General features: G+C 56.5%; 22 protein-coding genes and 1 other RNA gene. 19 read left to right on the top strand and 4 right to left on the bottom strand.

The window, feature by feature from the left end; genetic code table 11:
- Window positions 1–12 precede the first annotated feature (12 nt).
- The 12 genes from K787_RS0113045 to flgL all read left to right on the top strand — a co-directional run bounded on the left by K787_RS0113045 (window position 13) and on the right by flgL (window position 12,088).
- Window positions 13–840: a CheR family methyltransferase gene (locus K787_RS0113045; RefSeq protein ID WP_028614910.1), complete on the top strand. Its 828-nt coding sequence runs from the start codon at window positions 13–15 to the stop codon at window positions 838–840.
- A gap of 258 nt (window positions 841–1,098) precedes the next feature.
- The gene (gene flgB / locus K787_RS0113040) at window positions 1,099–1,503 is read left to right on the top strand and encodes a flagellar basal body rod protein FlgB (protein WP_022963246.1); all 405 of its coding nucleotides are present in this window, start codon (window positions 1,099–1,101) and stop codon (window positions 1,501–1,503) included.
- A gap of 2 nt (window positions 1,504–1,505) precedes the next feature.
- Window positions 1,506–1,946: a flagellar basal body rod protein FlgC gene (gene flgC / locus K787_RS0113035; RefSeq protein ID WP_022963245.1), complete on the top strand. Its 441-nt coding sequence runs from the start codon at window positions 1,506–1,508 to the stop codon at window positions 1,944–1,946.
- Between the two features lie 16 nt (window positions 1,947–1,962).
- Window positions 1,963–2,649, top strand: a complete 687-nt coding sequence (gene flgD, locus K787_RS0113030) for a flagellar hook assembly protein FlgD (protein WP_022963244.1) — start codon at window positions 1,963–1,965, stop codon at window positions 2,647–2,649.
- A 36-nt stretch (window positions 2,650–2,685) separates the two neighbouring features.
- Complete coding sequence (locus K787_RS0113025) at window positions 2,686–4,056, top strand: flagellar hook protein FlgE (RefSeq protein ID WP_022963243.1); 1,371 nt, start codon at window positions 2,686–2,688, stop codon at window positions 4,054–4,056.
- A gap of 206 nt (window positions 4,057–4,262) precedes the next feature.
- Window positions 4,263–5,003 (top strand): flagellar basal-body rod protein FlgF, encoded by a 741-nt coding sequence (gene flgF / locus K787_RS0113020; protein WP_022963242.1) that lies wholly within the window; start codon window positions 4,263–4,265, stop codon window positions 5,001–5,003.
- Between the two features lie 44 nt (window positions 5,004–5,047).
- On the top strand, window positions 5,048–5,833 hold the full coding sequence (gene flgG, locus K787_RS0113015; RefSeq protein WP_022963241.1) for a flagellar basal-body rod protein FlgG: 786 nt from the start codon (window positions 5,048–5,050) through the stop codon (window positions 5,831–5,833).
- A 21-nt stretch (window positions 5,834–5,854) separates the two neighbouring features.
- Window positions 5,855–6,526 (top strand): flagellar basal body L-ring protein FlgH, encoded by a 672-nt coding sequence (gene flgH / locus K787_RS0113010; RefSeq protein WP_040641007.1) that lies wholly within the window; start codon window positions 5,855–5,857, stop codon window positions 6,524–6,526.
- An 11-nt stretch (window positions 6,527–6,537) separates the two neighbouring features.
- Window positions 6,538–7,638 carry a flagellar basal body P-ring protein FlgI gene (locus tag K787_RS0113005; protein WP_022963239.1) on the top strand — a complete coding sequence of 367 codons (1,101 nt, stop codon included), beginning with the start codon at window positions 6,538–6,540 and terminating at the stop codon, window positions 7,636–7,638.
- Window positions 7,639–7,651: 13 nt separating this feature from the next.
- Window positions 7,652–8,830, top strand: a complete 1,179-nt coding sequence (gene flgJ / locus K787_RS23100; protein ID WP_022963238.1) for a flagellar assembly peptidoglycan hydrolase FlgJ — start codon at window positions 7,652–7,654, stop codon at window positions 8,828–8,830.
- 2 nt (window positions 8,831–8,832) lie between these two features.
- Complete coding sequence (gene flgK, locus K787_RS0112995) at window positions 8,833–10,815, top strand: flagellar hook-associated protein FlgK (RefSeq protein ID WP_022963237.1); 1,983 nt, start codon at window positions 8,833–8,835, stop codon at window positions 10,813–10,815.
- Between the two features lie 13 nt (window positions 10,816–10,828).
- Window positions 10,829–12,088, top strand: coding sequence for a flagellar hook-associated protein FlgL (gene flgL, locus K787_RS0112990; RefSeq protein ID WP_022963236.1), 1,260 nt, complete (start codon window positions 10,829–10,831; stop codon window positions 12,086–12,088).
- Here flgL and cueR read toward each other — a convergent pair whose 3' ends face one another.
- The 3 genes from cueR to K787_RS0112975 form a co-directional block, all read right to left on the bottom strand.
- The gene (gene cueR, locus K787_RS0112985; RefSeq protein WP_084672103.1) at window positions 12,089–12,508 is read right to left on the bottom strand and encodes a Cu(I)-responsive transcriptional regulator; all 420 of its coding nucleotides are present in this window, start codon (window positions 12,506–12,508) and stop codon (window positions 12,089–12,091) included. It lies immediately after the preceding gene.
- Window positions 12,509–12,519: 11 nt separating this feature from the next.
- Window positions 12,520–14,904: a heavy metal translocating P-type ATPase gene (locus K787_RS0112980; protein WP_028614908.1), complete on the bottom strand. Its 2,385-nt coding sequence runs from the start codon at window positions 14,902–14,904 to the stop codon at window positions 12,520–12,522.
- A 94-nt stretch (window positions 14,905–14,998) separates the two neighbouring features.
- A complete protein-coding gene (locus K787_RS0112975; protein ID WP_022963233.1) occupies window positions 14,999–16,747 on the bottom strand; it encodes a potassium/proton antiporter in 1,749 nt (582 codons plus the stop codon).
- A gap of 111 nt (window positions 16,748–16,858) precedes the next feature.
- Here K787_RS0112975 and K787_RS0112970 point away from each other — a divergent pair, with 111 nt between their 5' ends.
- The 4 genes from K787_RS0112970 (at window position 16,859) to K787_RS23095 (ending at window position 19,271) form a co-directional block, all read left to right on the top strand.
- Entirely contained in the window at window positions 16,859–17,530 is a 672-nt protein-coding gene (locus K787_RS0112970) for a thiopurine S-methyltransferase (RefSeq protein ID WP_022963232.1), read from the top strand.
- A complete protein-coding gene (locus K787_RS0112965) occupies window positions 17,527–18,450 on the top strand; it encodes an AEC family transporter (protein ID WP_022963231.1) in 924 nt (307 codons plus the stop codon). Before K787_RS0112970 ends, K787_RS0112965 begins: the two co-directional genes overlap by 4 nt.
- Window positions 18,451–18,728: 278 nt before the next feature.
- On the top strand, window positions 18,729–18,971 hold the full coding sequence (locus tag K787_RS0112960) for a hypothetical protein (RefSeq protein ID WP_022963230.1): 243 nt from the start codon (window positions 18,729–18,731) through the stop codon (window positions 18,969–18,971).
- Window positions 18,972–19,064: 93 nt separating this feature from the next.
- Window positions 19,065–19,271, top strand: coding sequence for a DUF1328 family protein (locus K787_RS23095; RefSeq protein ID WP_022963229.1), 207 nt, complete (start codon window positions 19,065–19,067; stop codon window positions 19,269–19,271).
- A 34-nt stretch (window positions 19,272–19,305) separates the two neighbouring features.
- Here the strand turns inward: K787_RS23095 and K787_RS0112950 are convergent, their stop codons facing one another.
- Window positions 19,306–21,516, bottom strand: coding sequence for a glycosyltransferase (locus K787_RS0112950; protein WP_022963228.1), 2,211 nt, complete (start codon window positions 21,514–21,516; stop codon window positions 19,306–19,308).
- A gap of 433 nt (window positions 21,517–21,949) precedes the next feature.
- Between K787_RS0112950 and ffs the strand changes: the two genes are divergently transcribed.
- The 3 genes from ffs (at window position 21,950) to dnaX (ending at window position 26,012) form a co-directional block, all read left to right on the top strand.
- An RNA gene (ffs, locus tag K787_RS24785) (signal recognition particle sRNA small type) lies at window positions 21,950–22,046 on the top strand.
- Window positions 22,047–22,163: 117 nt separating this feature from the next.
- Window positions 22,164–23,858 carry a metallophosphoesterase family protein gene (locus K787_RS0112945; protein WP_022963227.1) on the top strand — a complete coding sequence of 565 codons (1,695 nt, stop codon included), beginning with the start codon at window positions 22,164–22,166 and terminating at the stop codon, window positions 23,856–23,858.
- Between the two features lie 120 nt (window positions 23,859–23,978).
- The gene (gene dnaX, locus K787_RS0112940) at window positions 23,979–26,012 is read left to right on the top strand and encodes a DNA polymerase III subunit gamma/tau (protein WP_022963226.1); all 2,034 of its coding nucleotides are present in this window, start codon (window positions 23,979–23,981) and stop codon (window positions 26,010–26,012) included.
- Window positions 26,013–26,014 lie beyond the last annotated feature (2 nt).

The following is a 26,014-nucleotide window of genomic DNA, read 5'->3' as shown; positions in this document are numbered from 1 at the left end:
GGGATGGGCTGTGTGACATCAGCGAACAAAGATTTTCAGGTTTTCCGCGAATTTCTGGAGAAAGCCTGCGGCATTGTGCTTGGCGACAACAAGCAGTACCTGGTAGCCAGTCGTCTTAACCGGCTGCTTGAGCAACATCAAATCAAGAGCCTGGGTGAGCTGGTCAGCCGCATTCAGTCGCAGCCCAGAGCAGGTTTGCGCGAGGCGGTGGTGGACGCGATGACCACCAACGAGACCTTGTGGTTTCGTGACGTGTACCCGTTCGAGGTGCTGAAGAACCGGCTTATCCCCGAGTTTATCAAGGAAAATCCCGGCCAGCGGTTGCGCATCTGGTCTGCTGCTTGCTCCTCAGGGCAGGAACCCTATTCCCTGAGCATGAGTATTGACGAATTTGACCGGACCAATCTCGGTCAGTTGCGGGGTGGGGCGCAGATTGTAGCGACCGATCTCTCGGGCGGCATTCTCACCGCGGCCAAGTCGGCAGAGTATGACAGCCTGTCTATTGCCCGAGGGTTGTCTACTGATCGGCTGGCACGTTTTTTTGACCAGACCAAGCCTGGTCGTTGGACGGTTAAACAGCCAATTCGCAGTCGAGTAGAGTTCCGCGCGTTGAACCTGCTTGACAGTTACGCAATGCTGGGCAAGTTCGATATCGTGTTCTGCCGCAATGTGTTGATCTATTTTTCAGCGGATCTGAAGAAAGATATTCTCAAGCGCATTCATGCCACCTTGAAGCCTGGGGGCTATCTGATGCTGGGTGCTTCCGAAGCGCTCAATGGCTTGCCTGAGCTTTATCAGATGGTCCAGTGTAGCCCTGGTATTGTCTACCAAGCCAAGTAACTTAGCTTTATAACGAGCCCTGCGGTCTGTTCCGGCAGGGTTTGTCATTGTTTTTCCAATTCCCGTATCGCCCCCTTTATATTGCCCCCTTCAGTGTGTCTACTGCGGTTTGCCGTGCGCGGTAAATTCTTGCCGCTCGCGGTTTAATAAAATAATAACCTATTGAAAAATAACGTATTATTTTTTTGGCATGGCAATTGCTTTGACTAACGGCAGAGACGCTGTGTGGCCATCTGTTGCCATCCTGAGGAATGCCGTATGAGTATCAATTTCGACAAAGCGCTGGGAGTACATGAGCAGGCCCTGTTGTTTCGCGGTCAGCGAGCGGCTGTGCTTGCCAATAATATAGCCAACGCAGATACCCCCAATTTCAAGGCCCGAGACCTGGACTTTGCCAGCGTGCTACAAGCCCAGCAGACGGGCGAGGGCCGCTCGTTCAGTGCTGCTCAAACTCACACCGGGCATTTGAATGCCGAGAGTCTTATCGACCAGGCTGCAGGCCTGCGCTTCCGTACGCCGCTGCAGCCGGCGGTTGACGGTAACACTGTGGACAGTCAGATAGAGCAAGCGCAGTACTCGGATAACGCCATCCGCTTCCAGGCTAGTTTCACCTTTCTCAACAGCAAATTTTCCGGGCTGATGACTGCCCTGCGTGGAGAGTAACTATGTCCTTAAGTGATGTGTTCACTATCGCCGGCTCTGGCATGAGCGCCCAGTCTGTGCGGCTCAATACCGTGGCCAGCAATATTGCCAATGCCGAGACCGTATCCAGCAGCGTGGGTGAAACCTACCGGGCCCGCAACCCGGTATTTTCCACCGTGTTTAATCAGCAGCAGGGCCTGGGTCAGTCTTTGTTTGCTGGCGAAGACCAGTCGGGGCACGGCGTAGAGGTGCGCGGTATCGTGCAATCCGACGCAGAACTGCAAGCACGTTATGAGCCAGATCACCCGATGGCTAACGAAGAAGGCTATGTGTATTACCCGAACGTCAACGTCGTAGAAGAAATGGCCAACATGATGTCCGCATCGCGCGCCTATCAGACCAACGTTGAAATCATGAATGCAGCCAAAACCATGCTGCAACGCGTTCTGACGCTGGGTCAGTAACAGGAGTGCTTTGACCATGAGTATTGCCAATTCGATCGGTACCGGCGCCAGTGTTCTGGATCAGTATGCCCGGGATGACAGCCGTGAAGTTCAGGGCGGCGAGCTGGGTAAGGATCAGTTTCTGACGCTGCTGGTCACCCAGTTAAATAACCAGGATCCGCTATCTCCGCAGGAGAATGGGGAGTTTATTGCACAGTTGGCGCAGTTCAGCACGGTTGAGGGTATTGGTACCTTGAACTCCTCGATGGAGGCCTTGCTCAGCGGTTATCAGTCTTCACAGGCCTTGCAGGCCTCATCACTGGTGGGGCGCAAGGTGATCGTGCCTACCGACAAGGCCATGGTCGATACCACGGAAGGTCTGAAAGGCCAATTGGCGTTGCCTCAATCGAGCACCAATGTGTATGTCAACGTGCTGGATGACAAGGGTAGCCTGGTGACGCGCATCAACCTCGGCGCCCAAGATACCGGCATGCATGATTTTGTCTGGGATGGTACCGACGGTAGCGGCAACATCATGCCGCCAGGGCGTTACAAGTTTGAAGCCCAGGCGACCATCGATGGTGAGAACAAGCAATTGGCTACGCTATTGCCGGCTAACGTGGACAGCGTTTCTCTGGGTAATGGGGCGGGTGGGCAAATGACTCTGAACGTCGCCGGCCTGGGCAGCATCAACTTATCCGACGTGTATTCAATCAGTCAGTAACAGCCGTCCGACAACGAATCGGCAAGGAGTATTACCATGTCTTTTAATATCGGTTTGAGTGGTATCCGGGCGGCATCATCCGATCTGAATATCACCGGTAACAACATAGCCAACGCGGGTACGGTTGGCTTCAAGGGCTCACGCGCCGAATTTGGCGACGTCTATGCCGCCTCTATTCTCGGCTCAGGGCGCAATGCCATTGGCAGTGGCGTGCTTCTGGGTAACGTGGCCCAGCAGTTTACTCAGGGTAATATCAACTTCACCGAGAACAGCCTGGACTTGGCTATCAATGGTAACGGCTTCTTTGTCACCAGTGATCAGGGTGCGCTCTCCTACACTCGCGCAGGTTACTTTGGTACGGATCGTGAGGGCTTTATCACCAATAATACTGGTGCGCGCCTGCAGGGCTTTGCGGTGAATGCGGTTACTGGACAGATCAACCAGGGCGTTCAGACTGATTTGCGTGTGGATACTCGCTCGGCTGATCCGAATGCGACCACCCAGATTGAGTCGACCATCAATTTGAACTCCACCAACGTTCGCCTTCCGGTGTGGCAGCAGGCTTACGATGCCTCCATTGCTACAGCCGCAGACCCTGCTAATCCCACTGCGCTAGAGATAGAAGCGGCCGAAAATGCGGCACAAGCTACCTTCGATCCGACCAATTCGTCCACCTATAACAGTTCCACCTCGGTTAACGTTTTTGACAGTCTTGGCAACCCACATACGCTGACCAAATATTTCGTCAAGACCGACGGTAACGAATGGGATATGTTTACGTTGATAGATGGCCGGCAGGTGCCCGGTAATCAGTTGCCAACTGATCCCGGTTTTGCTCCGCAGCCTACTCAGCTCACCTTTGACTCGGTGGGCATGCTAACCACGCCGCAGCCGTTGACGCCAAGCCCCATCAATGGTTGGAACCCTCTGGATGCGGCAGGCCAGCCCACCGGAGCGAATGCTGGGGCAGGGTTTGACATTAATCTCACAGGCACAACCCAGTTTGCTTCCAGCTTCGCCGTCACTTCCGTGGTACAAGATGGTTTTACTACTGGTGAGCTGGCTGGTCTGTCGATCGATGAAGAAGGCTTATTGGTGGCGCGTTATACCAACGGTCAGACCCGTACTCAAGGGCAGGTAGTACTGGCCAACTTTGCCAACCAGCAGGGCCTCACGCCCTTGGGTAACACTGCCTGGGCGCAGTCTTCTGCATCAGGTGAGCCGGTCGTTGGCGCTCCTCAGTCAGGCACTCTGGGCGCGATCCAGTCCGGCGCACTGGAGCAGTCCAACGTCGACTTGTCTGAGCAGTTGATCAACCTGATCATTGCCCAGCGTAACTATCAGGCCAACGCCAAGACTATTCAGACGGAAGATGCGGTGACGCAGACCATTATTAACTTGAGATAAGACTAGGTCCCGCACCGAGCGGTTCGGTGTGAAGGCGGCAAAACCGCAGGCGAAAGCTTGCCGGTTTTGCCGCTTTTTTCTTGGACCATTTCCAAGTCTCTGATTTAAAACGTTTAACACCTAAGATTCATCCATGGCATGAACTGTGCATTATTCTCTTTGACAGCGCCGAAAGCGGCAATTACTTGTCAGAACGGGAGTAGAGCGTGGACAAATCCTTATTCATTTCCATGAGCGGCGCTAGCCAGAATATGCTGGCGCAACGCGCCCATGCGAACAATCTGGCCAACGTCAGCACCACTGGCTTTCGGCGTGATTTCGAACAGGCCCGCTCAATGCCGGTGTTCGGAGAAACGCTGCCCACCCGTGCTTATGCCATGACCGAAAGACCCGGCACTGATATGTCTTCCGGCAGCATGATGGAGACCGGCCGGGACATGGACCTGGCGGTGGAAGGGGATGGTTGGATTGCCGTGCAGGCGCCAGACGGCACTGAAGCTTACACCCGCGCCGGTAGTCTGAATATTGACGCGTTCGGTTTGCTCCGTACGTCCAGCGGTCTGCAGGTATTAGGCAATGCTGGGCCCATCGCGCTGCCACCGGCGGACAAGGTCGAGATTGGCCAGGACGGCACCATTAGCATCCGCGCCCTGGGCGAAGCACCCAATGTGCTGGCGGAGGTGGATCGCATCAAGCTGGTCAATCCTGACCCGGCAGCTCTGCGCAAGGGTGAAGACGGGTTGATGCGCGTTCCCGGTGGTTTGGAACAACCCGCCGACGGCTTCGTGCGGGTGGCCACCGGTTTTCTGGAAAGCAGTAACGTCAATGCAGTGGAAGAGATGACGGCGATGTTGTCTCTGGCACGCCAATTCGAGCTGCACATCAAAATGATGCGCACAGCTGAAGAAAACAGCACCACGACCAACCGACTTCTGCAACTCAGCTAGTTCTGATAAGGCGCGTCAGTGAACTGACGCGCAAGGAGAAACACATGCACGCAGCACTTTGGGTCAGCAAGACCGGGTTGTCCGCTCAGGACACCATGCTCACGACCATCTCCAACAACCTGGCCAACGTGGCGACCACCGGTTTCAAGCGTGATCGGCCCGAGTTCGAGGATCTGCTGTATCAGATCAAGCGTCAGCCTGGTGCCCAGAGCACCCAGGACACTCAGTTGCCTTCAGGCCTGCAGCTAGGTACCGGTGTGCGCGTGGCCGGTACACAGAAGATATTTACTCAGGGGTCGCTGCAGACCACCGAGCAACCGCTGGATCTGGCCGTTAACGGCCGCGGCTTTTTCCAGATTCTCATGCCTGACGGCAATATCGGTTATACCCGCGACGGTAGCTTTCATCTGGATGCTGATGGGCAGATCGTCACGTCCAGCGGGTTTCCGCTGGAGCCCGGCATTGTGCTGCCCGAGGATACACAAACGTTCACGGTCGGTGAGGATGGAACCGTCAGCGTCTCCGTGTTTGGTGATCCGGCTGTTCAGCAGCTGGGGATCGTGCAGACCGCCGACTTTATCAACCCTGCGGGCCTGCAGTCGATAGGTAACAATCTGTTTCTGGAAACCGGCGCCAGTGGCGCGCCACAGGCGGGCAACCCAGGTCAGAATGGTCTAGGTACGGTATTGCAGAACACCTTGGAAAATTCCAACGTCAGCGTCGTGGAGGAGTTGGTCAACATGATCACCACCCAGCGCGCCTACGAAATGAACTCCAAAGTGATCTCCACCGCCGATCAGATGCTGCAATACATCAGTCAGAACCTCTGAGCGGAGTGATGTGAGATGAAAATGCTGCGCTTCTCTGGTGTGTGCTGTCTGATAGCGGTCCTGACCGCTTGCGTTCAAATGCCGCCGCGCGCTGACGATCCGGCCTATGCGCCGGTGCTACCGCGCACGCCGATGCCCCAGGCCTTGAACAACGGTGCCATCTATCAGCCCGGTTTCAATCAGAACCTGTTCGACGACCGCAAGGCGCACCGCGTAGGCGATATCATCACCATCACCCTGCAAGAGCGGATGGCGGCGAGCAAGAGTGCTGACAACGAGATCAGCAAGAACAGTTCGACGCAGATCGCCAACCCGACCCTGTTTGGCAACGTAGTGGGTGCCAAGGGATTGAATCTCGGTGTGGATATGGGCGGCAACCGCTCTTTCAATGGTGACTCGGAGGCCAATCAGAGTAACAGCCTGACCGGCTCCATCACCGTTACCGTCGCAGAAGTATTGCCCAACGGTATATTGCGGGTACGCGGCGAAAAGTGGATCACCTTGAATAACGGCGACGAACTGATCCGTATTTCGGGCCTGGTGCGTAGTGATGACGTGGCCACAGACAACACCATTCCCTCTACCCGGGTTGCCGATGCCCGCATCGCCTACTCGGGCACGGGTGCCTTTGCCAACGCTAGCCAGCCTGGCTGGTTAAGTCAGTTCTTCCTCAGCCCCCTTTGGCCCTTTTAGGAGTCATGCGCATGCGCAGCTTGCTGTTATGCCTTTGTATCCTGTTGACCAGTCCGCTGGCACAGGCTGAACGGCTCAAGGACATCGCCAGCATTGCCGGCGTGCGCACCAACCAACTGATTGGTTATGGTCTGGTAGTAGGTCTGGACGGTTCGGGTGACCAGACCAGCCAGACACCCTTTACTGTGCAGACCTTCAATAACATGTTGACCCAGTTTGGTATTACCGTGCCAGCGGGCACGCGTATTCAGATGCGCAACGTGGCCGCAGTGGCGATTCATGCCGACCTGCCGCCCTTTGCACGTCCAGGCCAGACCATCGATATTACCGTGTCGTCGATCGGTAATTCAAAAAGTCTGCGCGGCGGTAGCTTGCTGATGTCGCCACTTAAAGGTATCGACGGCGAAATCTACGCGATAGCCCAGGGCAATCTGGTGGTAGGTGGCTTTGGCGCCGAAGGTGCCGATGGTTCGCGTATTACCGTCAATGTGCCGAGCGTCGGGCGCATCCCCGGTGGTGCAACGGTGGAGCGCGAAGTGGTCAGCCCCTTTGCTAGCGGCACCCATCTGGTGTTCCACCTGAATCGCCCGGATTTCACTACGGCCAAACGGGTAGTTGATCAGATAAACAATACGTTCGGCCCGGATGTGGCTCAAGCCCAGGATGCGGGCTCGATCAGCGTGCGTGCGCCACTGGATCCGAATCAGCGCGTGGACTACATGTCGATGGTTGAAAACCTGCAGATAGAGCAGGGCAACGCCGCTGCCAAGGTGATCATCAATTCGCGCACCGGCACCATTGTGATTGGCCAGGATGTGCGCGTACAGCCCGCCGCAGTGACGCACGGTGGCTTGACCGTGACTATCACCGAGAACATTCAGGTAAACCAGCCCAATGCGCCTTTTACGGCGGGGCAGACCACCATTACGCCCAGCTCGCAGATCAATATCGAAGAGGGTGACAGCCGCATGTTCGTCTTTAACCCTGGAGTGTCGCTGGACGAGATCGTGCGTGCGGTGAACCAGGTCGGCGCGGCGCCAGGTGATTTGATGGCCATTCTTGAAGCATTGAAACAGGCTGGCGCCTTGAACGCCGACCTGGTTGTGATCTGAGCGAGGATTGATCATGAGCCCGAACAGCATTAGCTATACCGACGTCAATTCGATGAACGAATTGAAAGTCGGCTCCAAAGCCAACAGCCCGGACAACATCAAACGTGTTGCCGAGCAGTTCGAATCGCTGTTCATGAACATGATGATCAAGAGCATGCGTGATGCCAATGCGGTGTTCGCCGAAGGCAACCCGTTGAACACGCCGCAGACGCGCTTTTATCAGGATATGCACGACAACCAGATGTCCGTGCATCTGTCGGAAAAACAGGGTGTTGGCCTGGCGGATGTAATGATGCGTCAGTTGTCACCCCAGCCGCTCGCCGCGCCTGCCGCCGCTCCGTTGGATCGCGCCCCAGCGACTGCCAAAGATGACTCTGTGGACAGCGCGGCACGCCCAGCTACCTCAGGCGTCGACCACTCGGCGCTGTTGGCTCGTCGACGCCTGGCATTTTCCCTTGGCCATAGCGGTATGCAGGCCGCCGAGCTCAGTGCCCGTGTCGCCAGTGCTGCCGCCCAGGACAAGTCTCAGGCAGTAGCCCAGGAATGGCAGCCCTTGCGGGGCCTTCAAAGCAGTGCGCGCCAGCATCCCGCGACGGCCGAAGTGCGTCAGTACGCGGCGGCGAGCGCTAGCGGTATGCCAGGCCAGTCACGCTTTGGAAGCCCGGAGGAATTTGTCACGACCATGTTGCCCATGGCCGAAAAGGCTGCCGCTCGGCTTGGCGTGGATCCACATTACCTGGTGGCTCAGGCCGCGCTGGAAACTGGCTGGGGCAAATCTATTATCAAACAGGCTGATGGCACCAACAGCCACAATCTGTTCGGCATCAAGGCGCATGGTGGCTGGCAGGGCGAGTCGGCCAACGTGGTCACCCATGAATATCGTAATGGGGTCAAGGGACAGGAGCGGGCGGATTTCCGCAGTTACGCGTCTTTTGAGCAGAGCTTCGATGACTATGTCGATTTTTTGCATGACAACGGTCGCTATCAGCAGGCGCTGACCACCACGGCCAACCCGGATAGTTTCTTCCGCGAGTTGCAACAGGCCGGCTACGCCACCGATCCGCAATACGCCAACAAGGTCTCGCAGATCGCTCGCAAGCTAATTAGCCTGAATCAAGCGGCCGGCGACCCGGCGGCCGGCGACCCGGTGGCCACTCAGTCTGACGGCGCCGCCGTTCAGGGCAGGGTATAAGCATGGCTGACCTGTTCAATATCGGCCTCAGCGGCTTACGTGCCAGTCAGACCAACTTGTCGGTTACTGGGCAGAACATAACCAACGTCAATACTCCTGGCTACAGTCGGCAAACTGCTGTGCAGGCCGCGCGTGAGCCGAGTTTCAGCGGGGTGGGTTATATTGGTAACGGTACCAGTATCACCGACGTCAACCGGATCTATAATGAATTCCTGACCGGGCAGGTGCGCACTAGTACCTCGATCAACTCCGAAGTCACCGCGTTTCAGACGCAGATGGAAGAGCTCAATACCCTGTTGTCGAGTGCTGCCACTGGCATTACCCCCGGTATGCAGAATTTTTTCGACGCCTTGCAGACCTCAATCGAGGATCCTGCCAGTCTGGCGGGGCGTCAGTTGTTCCTGTCGGAATCTGAGGGGTTGGCCTCACGTTTCAATACGGTGCAAGAGCGGCTATCCACGCAAACCAAGTTCATCGGTGAGCAAATGGGCACGCTGGCCAATCAGGTTAGCCGGCTATCTACCTCAATCGCGGGTTACAACGATGCGATTGAACGCGCGGCGGCCAATGGCGCACAGCCCAACGATCTGCTGGATGCTCGGGATGAGGCGGTTCGGCAACTTAGCGAGCTGGTCGGCATTACCGTAGTGAAACAGGACAAAAACAGCATCAATATCTTTGTCGGATCGGGCCAACCGTTGGTCGTAGGCAAGGAGGCTTCCTCTTTGCAGGTAGTGCAAGGTCGCTCCGACCCCAGCCGCTCTGAAATAGTACTGGTCAGCGGCGGCAGTCAGCAGGATATTACCAACTTGATTAGTGGCGGTGAGTTGGGTGGTCTGGTGCGTTACCGTCGCGATGTGCTGGATCAGGCGTTGAATTCGGTCGGCCGCCTTGCGCTGTCGATTGCCAGCGAGGTCAACGACCAGTTAGGCCAGGGTGTGGATATCAATGGTAAAGCTGGCGCGGATCTGTTCAAGCAGATCAACAGCCCTGATCAGGTTCAGGCGCGCAGCCATGCCAGACCGACTAATACCGACCCCAACACGCGCCTGGACATTCTGATTACCGACACAGCGCAACTGAGTACTTCCGACTATGAAGTGCTGTTCAGCAGTGCCACTGAGTTCACTGTACGGCGGGTCTCTGACGACAAGGTGTCTGGCCCCTATGTTATCGGAAGTGATCCGGCACCCGAACTGGACGGGTTCAGCATTGCTATTAACGCAGAAGGCAGCAATCAACTCGGTGCTGGCGACCGGTTTCTGCTGACGCCAACCCGCAGTGCCGCTGGGGCCATGGAGTCGGTGATGAAACAGCCGGAGGAGCTCGGATTTGCCGCACCGGCCAAAGTCGACGCCAGCCTGGAGAATCGCGGTAATGCCAAAGTCACCCAGCCAACGCTGATAGACGGCCCCCAGCCTATTGATCCGACTGCAATGCAAGCCTTTTTGCCGATCACCTTTGCCTATGATGAAGCCAGCTCGGAAATGATTCTGAGCAGTGGCGCTGGCCCGGTGACACCGGCGACCATCCCAGTCGTCCCAGGACAGAGCAATCAACTGGAGTACAGCATTGAGGGTTATACGTTCAGTATGACCATGACCGGCACTGCGCTGAATGAAGATAGCTTTGTTGTGGCTATCAACGAAGGTAAATCCGACAACCGCAATGCGCTTATCCTTTCGAACCTGCAGACCGACGCCGTGCTGGGGCAGGCCAACGGCGCCGCCGGTTACTCTTTTGCAGAGGGCTACGGGGACCTCGTCCAACGGGTCGCGACCTTTACTGCCCAGGCTCGATCGGACAGCGAGGCCAGCGGCGCAGTGCTCAAGCAGGTGCAAAATAATCGTGACTCGGTGTCCGCAGTCAATCTCGATGAGGAAGCGGCCAACCTGATCAAGTTCGAGCAGTATTACAATGCCTCCGCTCAGGTTATCCAGATTGCGCGCTCGGTATTCGATACACTCCTCAACAGTATTCGCTGACAGGTAAATGGCCATGCGTATCTCGACGATTCAGGCTTTTAATATCGGCTTGCAGGGCATGCAGGATAACTACTCCAAGGTGACTCGCACGCAGGAGCAGGTCAGCTCCGGCAAACGCATGTTGTCTCCTGCGGATGACCCTGTTGCCAGCGTGCGGTTGCTGCAACTGGATCAGCAGGCGAACAAGCTGGATCAATACGATGCCAACCTGAAAGCGGCGACCAATAGCCTGACGCAGGAAGAGGCGACGATCAACGCCATCAACAATAACCTGCAACGGGTTCGGGAAATCGCTCTACAAGCGGGTAATGGGGCTCTTGGGCAAGCGGATAGGGAAGCGCTAGGGCAGGAACTGGCCGAGCGTGAAGAGGAACTTGTTGCGTTATTCAATAGCCGCAATGCTCGAGGCGAGTATCTGTTTGGCGGGTTTCAGAGTCAGACGCCACCTTTTATCAAGGAGCCGGATGGCACTTATACTTACCAGGGTGACGAAGGCCAGCGCTCGATTCAGATTGCTGGCTCGAAACAGGTGGCGATTAATGACAATGGTAAAAAACTGTTTGTCGATGTGCCCAACGTCAATCGGGTGGTTACCACTGCTGATCCCGCCAACGTCGGTGGCGCGCGCATTTCACTTGGGGTGGTTGAAGATAAGGGCGCTTACGATACGACCTTCTATCCGAATGATAGCGTGACCATCCGGGTTGGTCTGGATGGTGCCAGTTACGAGATTCTCGATCAGAACAATGATCCGCTGGCGCCGCCAGTAACCGGAGTCATTCAGCCTAACGATGATCAGAGCTATCAGATTCGCTTTGGCGGTGTAGTGGTGACGCTAGATGGTGAATTAGCCGAAAATGACGAATTTCAGATTACCCGGGGCGCAGTAGATGGCGGCGCCGGAGTCCAGGAAAAGCGCAGCATCCTGCAGACCGTTGCCGAGCTGCGCAATACCTTGGAAACTACTGGCGACAGTCAGGAAGATAAGCTACTACGCCGTGATCAGTTGGCTATTGCGGTAGAGAATCTGGACAACGGCATGAACCAGGTTCTCAGCGTCCAGACCAGCATCGGTGCGCGGCTGAATGTGATTGAGTCGACGCAAAATGAAAATGCCGAAGTGAAGCTGATCAATCAGGCCATGACCGCACAGTTGTCCGAGCTGGATTATGCCGAGGCGCTCAGCCGCCTGAGCTTCGAGACGGTGGTCTTGCAAGCCGCGCAGCAGAGTTTTGTTAAAATCAGCGGCCTGAGTTTGTTCAATCTGCTCTGATCAGCTTCCATCGCGGCGGGTTTTCTCTGCGTCGCCATGGGCGAGCTGGTTCAGAATCGGGCAATCGGGTCGCGCATCACCCTGGCAGCACTGGGCGAGGTTGCTTAGTGTCTGGTGTATCGCCTGCAGTCCGGCAATTTTCTCCTCCAGTTCCTGAAGATGAAGCTGAGCCAGTCCCTTGACCTCGGCGCTGCTGCGCTCGCGATCCTGCCACAGCGCCAGTAGTTGCTTGATTTGTTCAATACTGAAGCCCAGGCTACGCGCGTTATGGACAAAGCGCAGGCTATGCAGATCACGTTCGGTATAGAGCCTGTAGCCGGCAGGGCTGCGTTGGGCAATGCCCAGCAGGCCGATACTCTCGTAATGGCGAATCATACGAGGCGTCAGTTGGCAGGCCTTGGCGGCCTGGCTAATATTGATACTGCCTGTTGTCATTTCCCCTCCGGTTTCCAGCGCTTGAGCAACAGTGCATTGGAGACCACGCTGACACTGCTCAGCGCCATCAGCGCGCCGGCCAGCATGGGATTGAGCAAGCCCACCGCAGCCAGTGGTATGCCCAGGCTGTTATAGACAAAAGCCCAGAACAGATTCTGCCGGATCTTGCGCCAGGTGTGCCGCGATATGTCCAGCGCCGCAGGAACCAGTTGCGGATCACCGCGCATCAGCGTTATGCCGGCGCTGTGCATGGCCACGTCGGTGCCGGTCGACATCGCCATGCCCACATCAGCAGCGCTGAGCGCAGGTGCATCATTGATGCCATCGCCGATCATCGCCACTACGTGGCCCTGGGCGCGCAAGGCCTGCACATGCCGGGCTTTGTCCTCGGGCAGCACCTGCGCTTCGATATGGCTGATACCCAGTTGCTCGCCGACGGCTTGAGCGGCGGCCTGGCTGTCACCGCTGATCAGCCAGCTGTCTATCTTCAACTCGCGCAATTGCTTGATAGTGTCTAGCGCCTCAGGCTTGAGCGTATCGGCAAAGGCCATCAGCGCGACAGGTTCAGGCTGGCCCTCGATGGCCAGCCAGGACAGCGTATGACCCTGGCTTTCATGCTGCTCGGTCAAGGTGGCGGAGCTGTCCAAATTGACCTTGAGATCGGTCATCAGCCGCCGGTTTCCCAGCCAGATGCGCTGGCCATCGACTAGCCCGCTGGCACCCAGCCCAGCGTGCACACGAAAGTCTGTGGCGGCCGAGGCATCCACCTGGTGTTCACTGGCATAGCGCAACAACGCCTGAGCGAGCGGATGCTCAGCATTGCGTTGCAGCGCGGCTGCCAGCGCCAGTGCCGGCTCCGCTTGTAAGGGCCCGAGGGCGGCAAAGGCAGCCAGGCTGGGTTTCCCCTGCGTCAGCGTGCCGGTTTTGTCGAACACCACGGTGTCGACCTTGTGCGCCAGTTCCAGCGCCTGGGCATCACGGATTAGAATGCCATGGCGTGCCGCTACGCCCGTGCCGACCATGATCGCCGTCGGGGTTGCCAGTCCCAGCGCACAGGGACAGGCAATCACCAATACCGCAATCGCGTTCAGCAAAGCCTGCTCACCGCCGAACCAAAGGCTCCCCAAGCCCCAGGTCAAGGCCGCTATCAACAGCACGATAGGTACAAATATGGCGCTGACTCTATCCACCAGGCGCTGGATCGGCGCTTTGGATGCCTGTGCACTTTCTACCAGACGAACGATTTTGGCGAGCATGGTGTCGTGCCCGATAGCTGTGGTCTCTACCACCAGCATGCCATCCTGATTCATTGCGCCGGCGCTGACCGAGTCGCCGGGTTGCCGGCTGGCGGGCAGGCTTTCGCCGGTGAGCATGGACTCGTCAACATGACTGCCGCCCTCGCGGATGATGCCATCGACAGGAATACGCTCACCGGGCTGGATCAGTACCTGATCACCTAGATTAATCTGCTCAAGGGGCACCAGTTTTTCACCTTCAGCGCTACGCAGCCGGGCCATATCGGGGCGCAGGGCGGTCAGGGCGCGGATCGCATCAAGCGTCTGGCGCTTGGCGCGGCTTTCCAGGTATTTGCCCAGCAGTACGAAGCTGATGATCACTGCCGAGGCCTCGTAGTAGAGCACGGGCATCACGCCGGCCGGGGTGCTGAATACGTGCCAAGTGCTCAGCGACCAGCCTGCCGAGGTGCCGATCGCCACCAGTAAATCCATATTGCCGGTACGGTTACGCAGGGCATGCCAGGCGCCGCGGTAAAAGCGCGCGCCGAAATAGAACTGCACGATCGACGCCAGCAACAGTTGTACCAGCGGTGGCAGCATCAGCTCGTGATACCCGAACAGCGCAGGCAGCATGCCCAGTGCCAGAGGCGCACTCAGCACTGCTGCCAGGATCACGTGGCGCCGCTCACCCTTGAGTTTGGTCACCTGGATGTCCTGCTCTCCAGCGGTCACGGGGGTTACCCAGCGGCCTGGATAGCCGGCTTTTTTCAAGGCGCTGAAAATGTCGTCTGTCGGCATGCCGGCAAGGTAAACGATTCGCGCTTGCTGGCTGGCCAGGTTGACCTCGGCGTTAAGCACGCCGGGCACGTTCAGCAGCGCTGTTTCAGCCCGGCGGACGCAGCCAGCACAGCTCATGCCTTCGATACTGACCTGGCGGACTTCGCTACCCAGTTGATAACCGGCCTGATCCAGCGCAGCGCTGACGGTGCTGAGTTGTTTGGGGTCGTCTAATTCCAGGTAGGCGCTATCAGACGCAAGATTGACCTGCACTGTGGTGACGCCGGGCAGCGCTGTCAGGGCGCGCTCGACTCTGTTTACGCAGGAGGCGCAGGTCATACCGTTGATCGGTAGGGTAATGGCAGTCATGGTGGTCACTCAAATTGGAGTCTGAGTAGACTGTGCACCTTAACATCATGTCAAGGTCAAGCCGCAGGGCTTGTAAATCGGCTTGTATAAAACTTTACAGAAAGCCCATCGGCGGTTTGCCCGAGCCGCTACCGAGTTTCAGGCCGATTTTCAGAATGAGGTCATTATTCAAGGCGGCAACCACCCAGATGTGACCTTCCCACTCGATACTGTCACCCACAACCGGGTGTCCGCCGAACTGCTTGCTGAAAAAGGCCGCCAGGGTTAGCTCGCTCAATTCGGGCGGCACCTCAAAGCCATAGAAGCTGCCTACTGCACCCAACTGCGCGTCGCCCTCAAGAATGAAATCACCAAAGAATTTGCGATTTTCCAGATAGGTGGGTGTGTGTGCCCTGCTGAACAGGCGCGACAGGGCAGGTAAATCCTTGGGGCTGCCAATGATACATAGCACGTCATTCAGCGCCAGCCGAGTGCTACCTGAGGGGTGCAGCAGTTGGCTACCGCGAAAGACGGCGGCGATGCGTGCATCAGCTGGCATCGACAATTGCCGCAACTGCACGCCGACACACCAATTGGCATTATCCAGTTGGTAGATCATTACCTCGTAATCGCCATCTACCGCGACATCCAGGCTGGTGCGCTGCATGGGCTCTGGCTGCGGTGGAATCTCCACCTTGCACAGGCGTGCGGCCAGCGGCAGTGATGAGCCTTGCAACAAAAGTGAGACAAGCACCACGACAAATGCCACGTTGAATAATAGCTGAGCCTGCTCAAGGCCGGCCAGTAGCGGGAATATCGCCAGTATAATCGGCACCGCGCCACGTAGACCCACCCAAGCGATAAATAGCCGCTCGCGCCAGGAGAACACAAAGGGAGTCAGGCAGATCAGCACCGCTACTGGGCGGGCGACCAAAATGAGGAACAGGGCGATGGCCACTGCCGGACCGGCGATACTGACCATCTCACTCGGCGTAACCAGTAGGCCGAGCATCAGGAACATGCCGATCTGGCTCAGCCAGGCCATACCGTCCTGAACGTGCAGAATGTTCTGCAGGTTGCGCACGCGGCGATTGCCAAGAATCAACCCCGTGAGGTAAATGGCCAGAAAACCGCTGCCACCGATGCTGTTGGTGAAGGCAAAGACCAGAATGGCGCCGCTGGTGATCAGCAGCGGGTAGAGCCCGGTGGCCAAGTGCACTCGGTTGACCAGCCAAGCCAGCAATATACCGCCAGCCATACCGCAGAGGCCGCCAATGCCGAATTGTTGCAACAGGAGCAGGAGAAAGTTCCAACTGAAGCTCTGCTGGCCGGAAGACAGCATTTCGACCAGGGTGATAGTCAGAAAGATCGCCATCGGATCGTTTGAGCCGGACTCGATTTCCAGCGTCGCTCCCACGCGTTGCTTGAGATTGAGCCCTTTTCCCTGTAACAGCGAGAACACCGCCGCAGCATCAGTCGAGCCGACAATAGCGCCCAGCAGCAGGCCCTGAAGCCAGTGAATATCCAGCAGCCAGGCCGTCAGCATACCCGTTAGGCCGGCACTGATGATCACACCAAGACTGGCTAGCGACATCGCCGGCCAAAGACCGACGCGGAAATTCTCCACGCGCGTGCGCATGCCGCCGTCCAGCAGGATAATGGCCAGCGCCAGGCTGCCGATCATGAAGGCAGTGGAGGTATTGTCGAAAGCGATACCGCCAACGCCGTCGACACCTGCCAGCATGCCGATAATCAGGAAGATTAACAGCAGAGGAATCCCCAGCCGCGAGGACAGGGAGCTGGCCAGAATGCTGGCACACAGCAGCATCGCTCCTACCAGAAATAGCGTATTTATATAATCCATACGGGGCCGGGTCCGTCTCGAGATGGAATCAGCCCACACTATATCCTGAACGACCGGCCGCTGTTAAAAAATGCTGTATAGTCAATCGATTGCAATCTAAAGGTAAGCGAAATGGATACCGATTTCTGGCATGAGCGTTGGCAGCGCGGAGAGATTGGATTTCACAAGTCCAAGGTAAACCCGCTATTGGTTCGTTGGTGGCCTGCTTTGCAACTGTCCTTGGGCAGTGCGGTATGGGTGCCGTTGTGTGGCAAAAGCCTGGATCTTCTGTGGCTGCACGACCAGGGTCATATTGTGGTCGGAGTAGAGTTGTCGCGTAGCGCACTGGACGACTTTGCGCTGGAAAACCAATTGACCTTAACCTGGCGCCGGCAGGAGCCGTTTGACCTGGCCGAAGGACAGGGCTTGAAACTGTTCGCCGGAGACGTCTTTGCCCTGCAGTCGGCGCAGTTGGAGCAGGTGGTTGCGGTTTATGATCGTGCGGCGTTAATTGCGCTGCCGCCCGCCATGCGTGCCCGTTATGCGGCGCATATAATAAAAAACCTGCCTGCCGGTTGGCAGATGTTACTGGTCACCCTGGACTACCCGCAAGCTGAGCGTGCCGGGCCACCCTTCAGCGTAGCTGACACTGAGGTACGGCAACTGTTCAAGGGTTGCTCAATCAGCTTGCTGGATGAGTGCGACGTACTGGCAGATCATGCGGTGTTTCGTCAGCAAGGCATGACTCGCCTGCATGAGCGGGTCTACCACATCAAGGCGCCTGTGGTGTCGTCGAACGCATGAGTGCAGCGTTGGTGTTGCTTTACAAGCTGCTGCCTTTGTACATCACGGTAGGTCTCGGTTGGCTGGCGGGTCGATATTTACAGGCCAGTGGTAGCCATATCGCCGGTATGATGCTGTATATCGTCACGCCGTCGGTGATTTTTGCCGGAGTGATGGCGGCGCCACTGTCGGCCAGCGTGATCATGCTGCCGTTTCTGGTATTCGGGTTCTGCTCGTTGCTGGCACTGATACACTTGGCGATTGCCCGGCGCTGGCTCAAAGATCCGGTTGCCAACCTGATTCCGCTCTCGGTGGGTACCGGCAACACCGGCTACTTCGGTATCCCGCTCGCGTTATTATTATTCGGTGAGCAGGGTTTGAGTATTTATATCGTGTGTATGCTCGGGACCACCCTGTTCGAGAGTTCAGTAGGCTTTTACCTTGCTGCGCGCGGGCATTTCGGTGTGCGCGACTGCCTCCTGAAGGTCATCCGGCTGCCCTCCATCTATGCTTTTGCCCTGGCCGTCACGCTCAATTTGTCCGACATCGGCATGCCCGAGGTATTAGTGCCACTATTCGATAATCTTCGCGGGGCTTATAGCGTTCTGGGCATGATGATAGTGGGCATGAGTATTCTCAGCTTCAGGGGGCTGGCGGGTGATCTACGCTTCACGCTATTGGCGTTTTTTGGCAAATTCGTGTCCTGGCCCTTGCTTGCCTTAACGTTTTGGTGGGTCGATAGCCGATTCATGCAGATCTATGATGTGTCGGTTTATCAAGCGGTGTTCCTGATTTCCATTACACCCATAGCCGCAAATACTGTGGTGATTGCCACCTTGCTTGCTACCTCGCCGAGGCAGGTAGCGGGTACCACCCTGTTAAGTACGCTGTTCGCGCTGATCTATATCCCTCTCATGGTTTCTTGGGTGCTCAGTAGCTGAAGGGATGTGTTGGCAAACGTCTAAGCTGCCTCAGCATACTCGTTGTCGGCCAATCTTGAAGTAGCCTTCTGACATCTCGTGCAAATTGCAATGCGCTAAACCAACACGTCGTGCATGATGCCGGTAACAGCTCAGATGAGAATTTTGTAAATATTTGATTTATAGGTATATTTTAATAAATAAAGACTGGCACGCAGCGTGCAATCTTCTTGTATACGTAATGACTATATTGGCGGCCACAAGCGGCTGATACTGGTTGAACCCAGGAGGAGAACACCATGAAATACAAGGATTTTGGGCAAGGCGTGGTCGCAACGGTGCTATTGGCAGGCGCAGCCGTGATGTTTCTGGTCAGTGAAGGAGGTGCATCGGACCAGGGACGCACCAGCCCAGTCTCCTCCGCAGTCTCCTCTGCAGTCTCCACCGATAGTCGGCAGCCGGCTAGCGAACGTTTTCAAAGAACCAGTGTTGATCCGGGTGTTCGCCTGACAGGCGCTGAGCAACCCAGCTGGGTGTTCTGAAGCAACTATAGATAAGCAACACGTAAGCAACGTGTAATCGTCCGCCCCCTCAGTGGCGAACGATGAAACTTTGAGTGTGGGGAGAGTAGAGCAATGATTGTCTGGGCTATTGCATTTCTTATTGTGGCTATCGCGGCAGCGATTGTGGGTTTTGGCGGGGCAGCTGTAGGAGTTGTAGCGGCGGCCGGCAAACTTCTGTTTGTTTTATTCATGGTTATGTTCGTACTGTCCTTTATCTTAGGCATGGGTCGACGTATCCGCTTGCAACGCACCAGCTTGCCGCGCACCAGTTTTCGTTAAGACGCTAAGAACGATCGAGATCACGGGCTGGGGCTTAGGTGCTTTTCTGAGCAATCATCCTGGCGTAGATGCCCTTGATTTCCAGGGCGAAATGCTCGATCGAATGCATTCTTGCCGATTCCAGAGCGTTGCGTGCCATGTGCTGACGTAACCTTGCATCACCTATCAGCTGTTTCACCGCGGCCTGCCATAGGCGCTGGCTGTCCGCGGTCTTGAAGCCGTTGACACCTTCATCGATGACATCGTCTATACCGCTTGAACGTATCGCCACGACCGGCAATGCGGCTGCCATGGCTTCCAGTATGACCATGCCCTGTGTTTCCGATTGGGAGGCGAAGACAAACACGTCGCCCAGGCGGTAATAAGTGGGCATTTTTTCCGGTTCTACTGCTCCAATCAGTGAAAACCAGTTGCCCAGTTGCAGTTGATCGATACGGTTTTGCAGGCGCTGTCGTTGATGCCCGTCGCCGATCATCAACAGCCTGAAGGGCTGCTCAACATCTCGGCGTAATTGCTGTACTGCATCAATCATGAAATCGATATTTTTCTCGTTTGACAGCCGCGCCACACTGATCAGAATCGTCTCCGCGCCGATGTTCAACTGCGTGCGCAGCGTCGCCAGCGCGTTCTCATCGACTGTTTGAAAGCGCTGGAAATCAACTCCGGTTGGCTGCACGAAGATGGGTGTCCTGACCCCGATCATTCGCAAATACTCCTCTGCTGAATAAGTCGGTACTACAATGCCGTCGCATTTGTTCGCGAAGCGTTTGATCAGTAGGTGTGAGATCAGGTTGCGGAACAGCTTGCCTGGCAACGGAACAAAGTGAGCGTAGTGCTCCAGGCGGGTGTGATAAGTGTAGACCACGGGTACCCCTAGGCGCCGGCCAATAAACAAGCCGAGCGACCCAACCCAGATAGGGTGGTGCAGATGAATAATGTCGGGCTTGAATTGTTTGATCTTCCGGTAAATACCTGGAACGAAAATGTTGGCGAGTTTGAATTCCCGGCGTGCACCGAATGACAATAGTGAGGGAAGGCGAATGACATTACGTTCGTTCCTGTCTTGATGTTTATAGCGCGGTGCGACGATTAGTACAGCGTTGCTGCGTGCTTGAAGACCGTTGCGCAAGCGCTCGATGGACACCGGCACACCACCAATAAAGGGTAGATAATTGTTGGTAAACATGGCGACCCGAAGAGGCTTTTCGATCCAGGGTGCGGGGTCCAGATCGAAATTGCGGTAGTAGTTGTGACCCACGAAGACCAGGGTGTAGAGGCGCATGGCAATCAGACTCAATACGCCAAGAATCAGCAAAAAATTGACTAAGCCCACATAGAACAGCGAGTAGATGAAGAACCACAAGCTCTCCAGCTGTTTGAACAGCGGGTGCTGGCCAATCTGTATGGGCACCAGCTCGGTTGTTACCCCCGAAGCACTGACGTGCACGCGTACATAGTGATAGAAGCTGAGGTCGTTGTTGCGTATCAGGCCGCCAGCGCCTCCGGTGGTAATAAAACGCGCCCCGTCGATGTCTTGTTCGGAGTAAATCGGCAGGTTGGCAGAAAATACTGCGTCAATTCGATGTTTTTTTACCAGTACCATCAGCCGTGCGGCAAACTCAGTTGGCGCGAGAAAGTCCTTGTTGTTAATCAGCCGGCGGTGGTTTTCAACGTGCAGTGGCGGATGGCTTATAAACACAAAGGTGTGCTCGGCGTCGTCGGTGTCGAGCAAGTCGCTCAGCCATTCCAGCTGCCAACGAAAATGTGTCTTGCCGGTGCTGTCCAGAAAAATCAGCCGGCTGTCCCCAAGTGCCATCGAATAAAAATGTGGCCCGAAATGCTCGTAGAAACGAAAGCTGCCGAAGTTGGCGTATTCATGCGGGCCGAACGTCAGCAGGTAGGGCATGTTCAGATGGCTCAGGGTGCCGTAGAGCGCCCGGTACTTGTCTTCTCCGCCTGCGCTTACAGCATTGCCTGCGGATACCAGAAAGTCGATCTGTGCTTTATTCAGCAGGGGAATGAAGGCGCGCTCGAAAACCCCGACCGAGTTGTTGATATTGCCCACCACGGCGAAGCTAAAGCTATCTGAGGCGCCCAGGCGCTCTCGCAATACCAGCAACTGCTCGGTATGCACTGCGGTGAACTCAGGCCTGGAAAGATTCAAGTAGCCCTTGTAGCCGATAAGTGCGGCGACCAGGGCAATGTTCAAGTAGAACAGCGCCTTGAACTGGCGTTTCCGGGTCATGCGGCGGCCCACTGCCGGTAAAGCTCAGTGTGTCTTGGCTTTTGTCCGGGCAACATACCCAAGCTGCAGGCTGGCGCCTGCCCGGCGATAGTCACACGAGCCCGGCACGTGATGCTCGGTAACAGGCCGAGAAGCAGGCCAAGAAAAACCGCGGGCATGGCCTGGGTGCGGAGGCTGGATGTGCAGTACAGGATAAAGGTGATCACTACAGGTGCCCCACGCTGCCCATGTACTTACCATCATAGCCCAGGCTGGGTGGTTCAGATCGGAGAGCTCAGATAGGGTTGTATGTCACTGGGGCTCGGAGGCGTTTGACGCTCAGGATTCGTCACTGCCATCCAGCAGACCTGTGAGCGGCAACAACGGCTTGTAAGTTCTCGTCAAGCCGTTACAATAGCGCGGCCCGTCCAGTACGGGTTTGTTATGGTGGCCCTGTCGGTCCCCTCGCAATGATTCGCCGTTAACCTGGTCAGGCCCGGAAGGGAGCAGCCACAGCGGTTATATCGTGTGCCGGGGTGTGGCTGGCAGGGCTGCCACCCATCTTTTACGTCTCATTTATTTCATTTCTTATCCATGTCTTTGCCACGTTAATGTCACGTGCGGCTGGCACAGTGCCTGCTCCATTCGTATATGTAATGAAGGCAGTCATGAAAATACCTTACTTGGTTTTGCTTGCAGGATTCGGCCCCGTTTTGCTCGCGGGTTGTCTGGATAGTTCCTCCTCCTCATCTGATACCCCGCCGCCGCAAATCGATGAGCCGGTCGCTGAGAGCTCCCAATTTCGTGTTCTACCATACCTGCAGCATCCCACTGAATCCGCTGTTAGCGTTATATGGTTCACTGATAAGGATGTGCCTGGCGTGCTGGAGGTGGAAGGTGTTGGCAGTTTCACCTCTGAGCCGGTGCTGGCTGAAAACCTTAGCTATGGTGGCAGCGAGGTTGCCTATATTCATGGCGAAAGCAATTTCGGTGGTATCCACGCGGATGTGGCAGCAGGCGAGGCGCCCGTTTTGCCCTATCGCCATCATGTACGGGTTGAAGAGCTTCAGCCTGGTAGCGAATACGAATATGTAGTGAAACAAGCTGGAAACGACGCTTTGGCAGCCACAATGAGCACCGCTCCGGAACGGGGCGCACGCGCCAACGTGCGGTTTCTAGCCATGTCCGACATGGAGACAGAGCCTGAGTCGACGGATAAGACAGTGGCCTGGTCTGCCAATGCAGTCCTGTCCGGAGGTGATAAATTGGGGACTGATCCGGCCACGGCAAGTCGTCAGTATCCAGTCGATCAAACAGACGGGTTTCGGGCCAATTTAGAATACGCTTCTACCCGCCAGCCCAATTTCTGGCTGATAGCGGGTGACCTGGTGGAAAAAGGTGGTCGTCAATTGGACTGGGATGAGTTCTGGCGCCATACCGCAGGTGAATGGGGTGGCTTGGCCTCCAATACACCGATCTTTCCGGTGATGGGTAACCACGAGAATTACTGGCATCCTGATGGCGGCGCGTACACCACGGCGGCTGCAACATTGGCGTACGACAAATGGAACAGTTATTGGGAGTTGCCCGCAACCCACGCGGGGGATAGCCGCCATGAAAAACGCTATTACCGCGTTGACTATGGCCCGGTAACGATTATCTCCCTTGATTCTTCCAATGGTGATGACAGTGACCCGGCGCGTGACACCAACCTGATGCTCAACGGCGCAGAAGCGCGTATTCCCGATTTCAATCGCAACAGCGAGCAGTGGAACTGGGCCGTGCGCGAACTCGCCGATGCTCAGGCCCTCGGCCAGGTCATTTTCGTGCAGTTTCACCACTCGGCTTTTGGTACGGGAGTTCACAGTCTGGTGTCTGGCTCGGCAGGTATCGCCAACAATGAGGACAACCAGTCGGGCATGCCCATGCGTATCTACCATGAGTTGTTCACGCGCTACGGTGTAACGGCAGTGCTATCGGGGCATGATGAACTGCTCGAATATGTCCAGCTTGATGGGGTGCATTACTGGGATGTCGGTTTTGCCGGTGATGGTTTGCGCGGCCCGGGCTACTATCCCACGACCAGTTACGTGCCATTTGATCTATTGCCCGCCGAAGCTCAGGCTAGCCACTGGAGCGCGCACGGCGATGCGCCGGAGCTTTGGAGCGGTAATCAGCTCGTTGATGGTGGCAAGCACTACGGTTTTATGGAAGTGGATGTACGTGCGCAAGGGGAATACGACTACGAAGTGGTCATGACGCCGCGCTATGCATTTCCATTGATGGACGCCGAGGGTAATGCTACTGGGGAGTTTGACTTCAGGCAGTACAACAAGATCGTACGTGTTGATGTTAAACGCTGATTGACGGCTGCCGCCCGCAAGGGCGGCTGCCTTTCGTTCGTTTCTGTGCCCTCGCATTGTCGCACGTCATTGGTTAAAGTAGCCGCTTGCCTTCAGATCAAACCGGACTACAGACATCCAATGAGTTATCAGGTACTTGCCCGTAAATGGCGTCCGCGCCTGTTCCGTGAAATGGTCGGTCAGACCCACGTATTGCAGGCCCTGATCAATGCCCTGGATCATGACCGGCTGCACCACGCCTATCTGTTCACCGGTACGCGCGGTGTAGGCAAGACCTCCATCGCACGTATCCTGGCCAAGTGCCTCAATTGCGAAACCGGCGTCAGTTCAGAGCCCTGCGGTGTCTGCTCTGCGTGTCGGGAGATTGATGAAGGCCGCTTTGTTGACCTGATTGAAGTGGACGCTGCCAGCCGTACCAAGGTGGAGGACACTCGCGAGCTGCTCGATAATGTCCAATATGCTCCGTCTAGAGGCCGCTACAAGGTCTACCTGATTGACGAAGTGCACATGCTCTCCAGTCACAGCTTCAATGCCCTGCTCAAGACGCTAGAAGAGCCGCCGGAACATGTCAAATTTCTGCTGGCCACCACCGATCCACAAAAATTGCCGGTTACGGTATTGTCACGCTGCCTGCAGTTTTCGCTAAAGAACATGCTGCCGGAGAAGATTGTCGATCACCTCAAGCACGTGCTGGGTGAAGAGATGATTCGCTTTGACGAGGAGTCGTTATGGCTGCTCGGGCGCGCCGCCGATGGTTCCATGCGCGATGCGCTGAGCCTGACCGATCAGGCGATTGCCTTTGGTAACGGTGCTTTACAGATTGCCGATGTACGATCGATGCTAGGCACTATCGATCACGGCCAGGTGTTCGGCTTGCTGGAGGCGCTGGCAGCCGATGATGCGCCTGGCGTGCTGGCCGCTGTTGCGCAGTTGGCCGAACAGGGCGCTGATTTTTCTGGCGTACTGGCAGAGTTGATCTCTACCTTGCAACGTGTGGCGATTACCCAGGTATTGCCGGCCGCTGCCGATAACAGCCTGGGTGATCAGGCCCGGGTGCTGGATCTGGCCGGGCGCCTTAGTGCCGAAGATGTTCAGCTGTTCTATCAGTTAGGGTTGCATGGCCGGCGCGATCTGCCCTTGGCGCCTGATCCACGTGGCGGTTTCGAGATGGCCTTGCTGCGTATGCTGGCCTTTCGGCCCGGGACCCTCCAGTCTGGAACCGTCCAGTCCGGGACTTCTCAATCGGTTCGCGGGCAGCAGGATGCGGCAGAGCCAAGACCGGCGCCGCCGGGAAAGTCTCTGGGGCTCAGCCAGGCCAAGGCTGAATCCCAGGCTCCCGAGGCGGCCAACATACCCGCGTCGGCAGTGTCGGCTGCCGTTACACCGCCGATTGCTAGCGCTGAGACAACTGCCAAGAGTCCTAAGACGAATATCGCTCCACCTGCTGCGAGTACCGAGCAGCCCGTTGACGATAGTGCGCAAGAGTCGCAGCCGCCGGTCACGCGTGCGCATGCGGGCAGCGCACCGCTGAAAGCCGGTACGCCTGTAAAACCCCCGTTGGACGAGCCTCCGACTGAATGGCTTGAAGCTATTCCCGATGATGACGCAAGTGACAACGACAGCGACGCGGACGACGAGGTACTGGACATTAGCCCGTACCTCGGTGACTGGCAGCCTGAGGCCGAGACGGCGGCGTTGCTGGCGGAGGATGAGTTGGTCAGCGTGGAAGACAGCATCAGTGAACTCCCGCCCGCCAGCGGCCTGGCGGCTGAATGGTTGGCTATTTTTCTGCAGCTGGGCCTCAGTGGTCTTACTCAGAGTATTGCCGCCCATTGCCAGTTGGTAGCGCGCTCGGCTGAAGCCTGGACCTTGCATCTGGATCCCGGCCACAGCGCGCTGTATAACGAGAATCACCGTCTGCGCTTGCAGCAAGCGCTGGGTGAGCATTTGAACCAGAGCATCGTGCTTGAGGTCAAAACCCAAGCGCCGGATCAGGAAACGCCCGCTATCGCTGCTGCCAGGCGCAAGTTCAAGCGCCAGCAGGAAGCGGAAGCGTGCATCCGTCAGGACCCGTTGGTGCTGGGGCTGATGCAGGCGTTTTCGGCGGAGATCTGCGCTGATAGCATTCGGCCGATTGACGCGGCGAAGCTTTGAAT

This window comes from Halopseudomonas pelagia CL-AP6, from assembly GCF_000410875.1.
GTDB lineage: Bacteria > Pseudomonadota > Gammaproteobacteria > Pseudomonadales > Pseudomonadaceae > Halopseudomonas > Halopseudomonas pelagia.
Note: the sequence above shows the minus strand (reverse complement) of the source record. Positions and strands in the feature narration are given on the sequence as shown.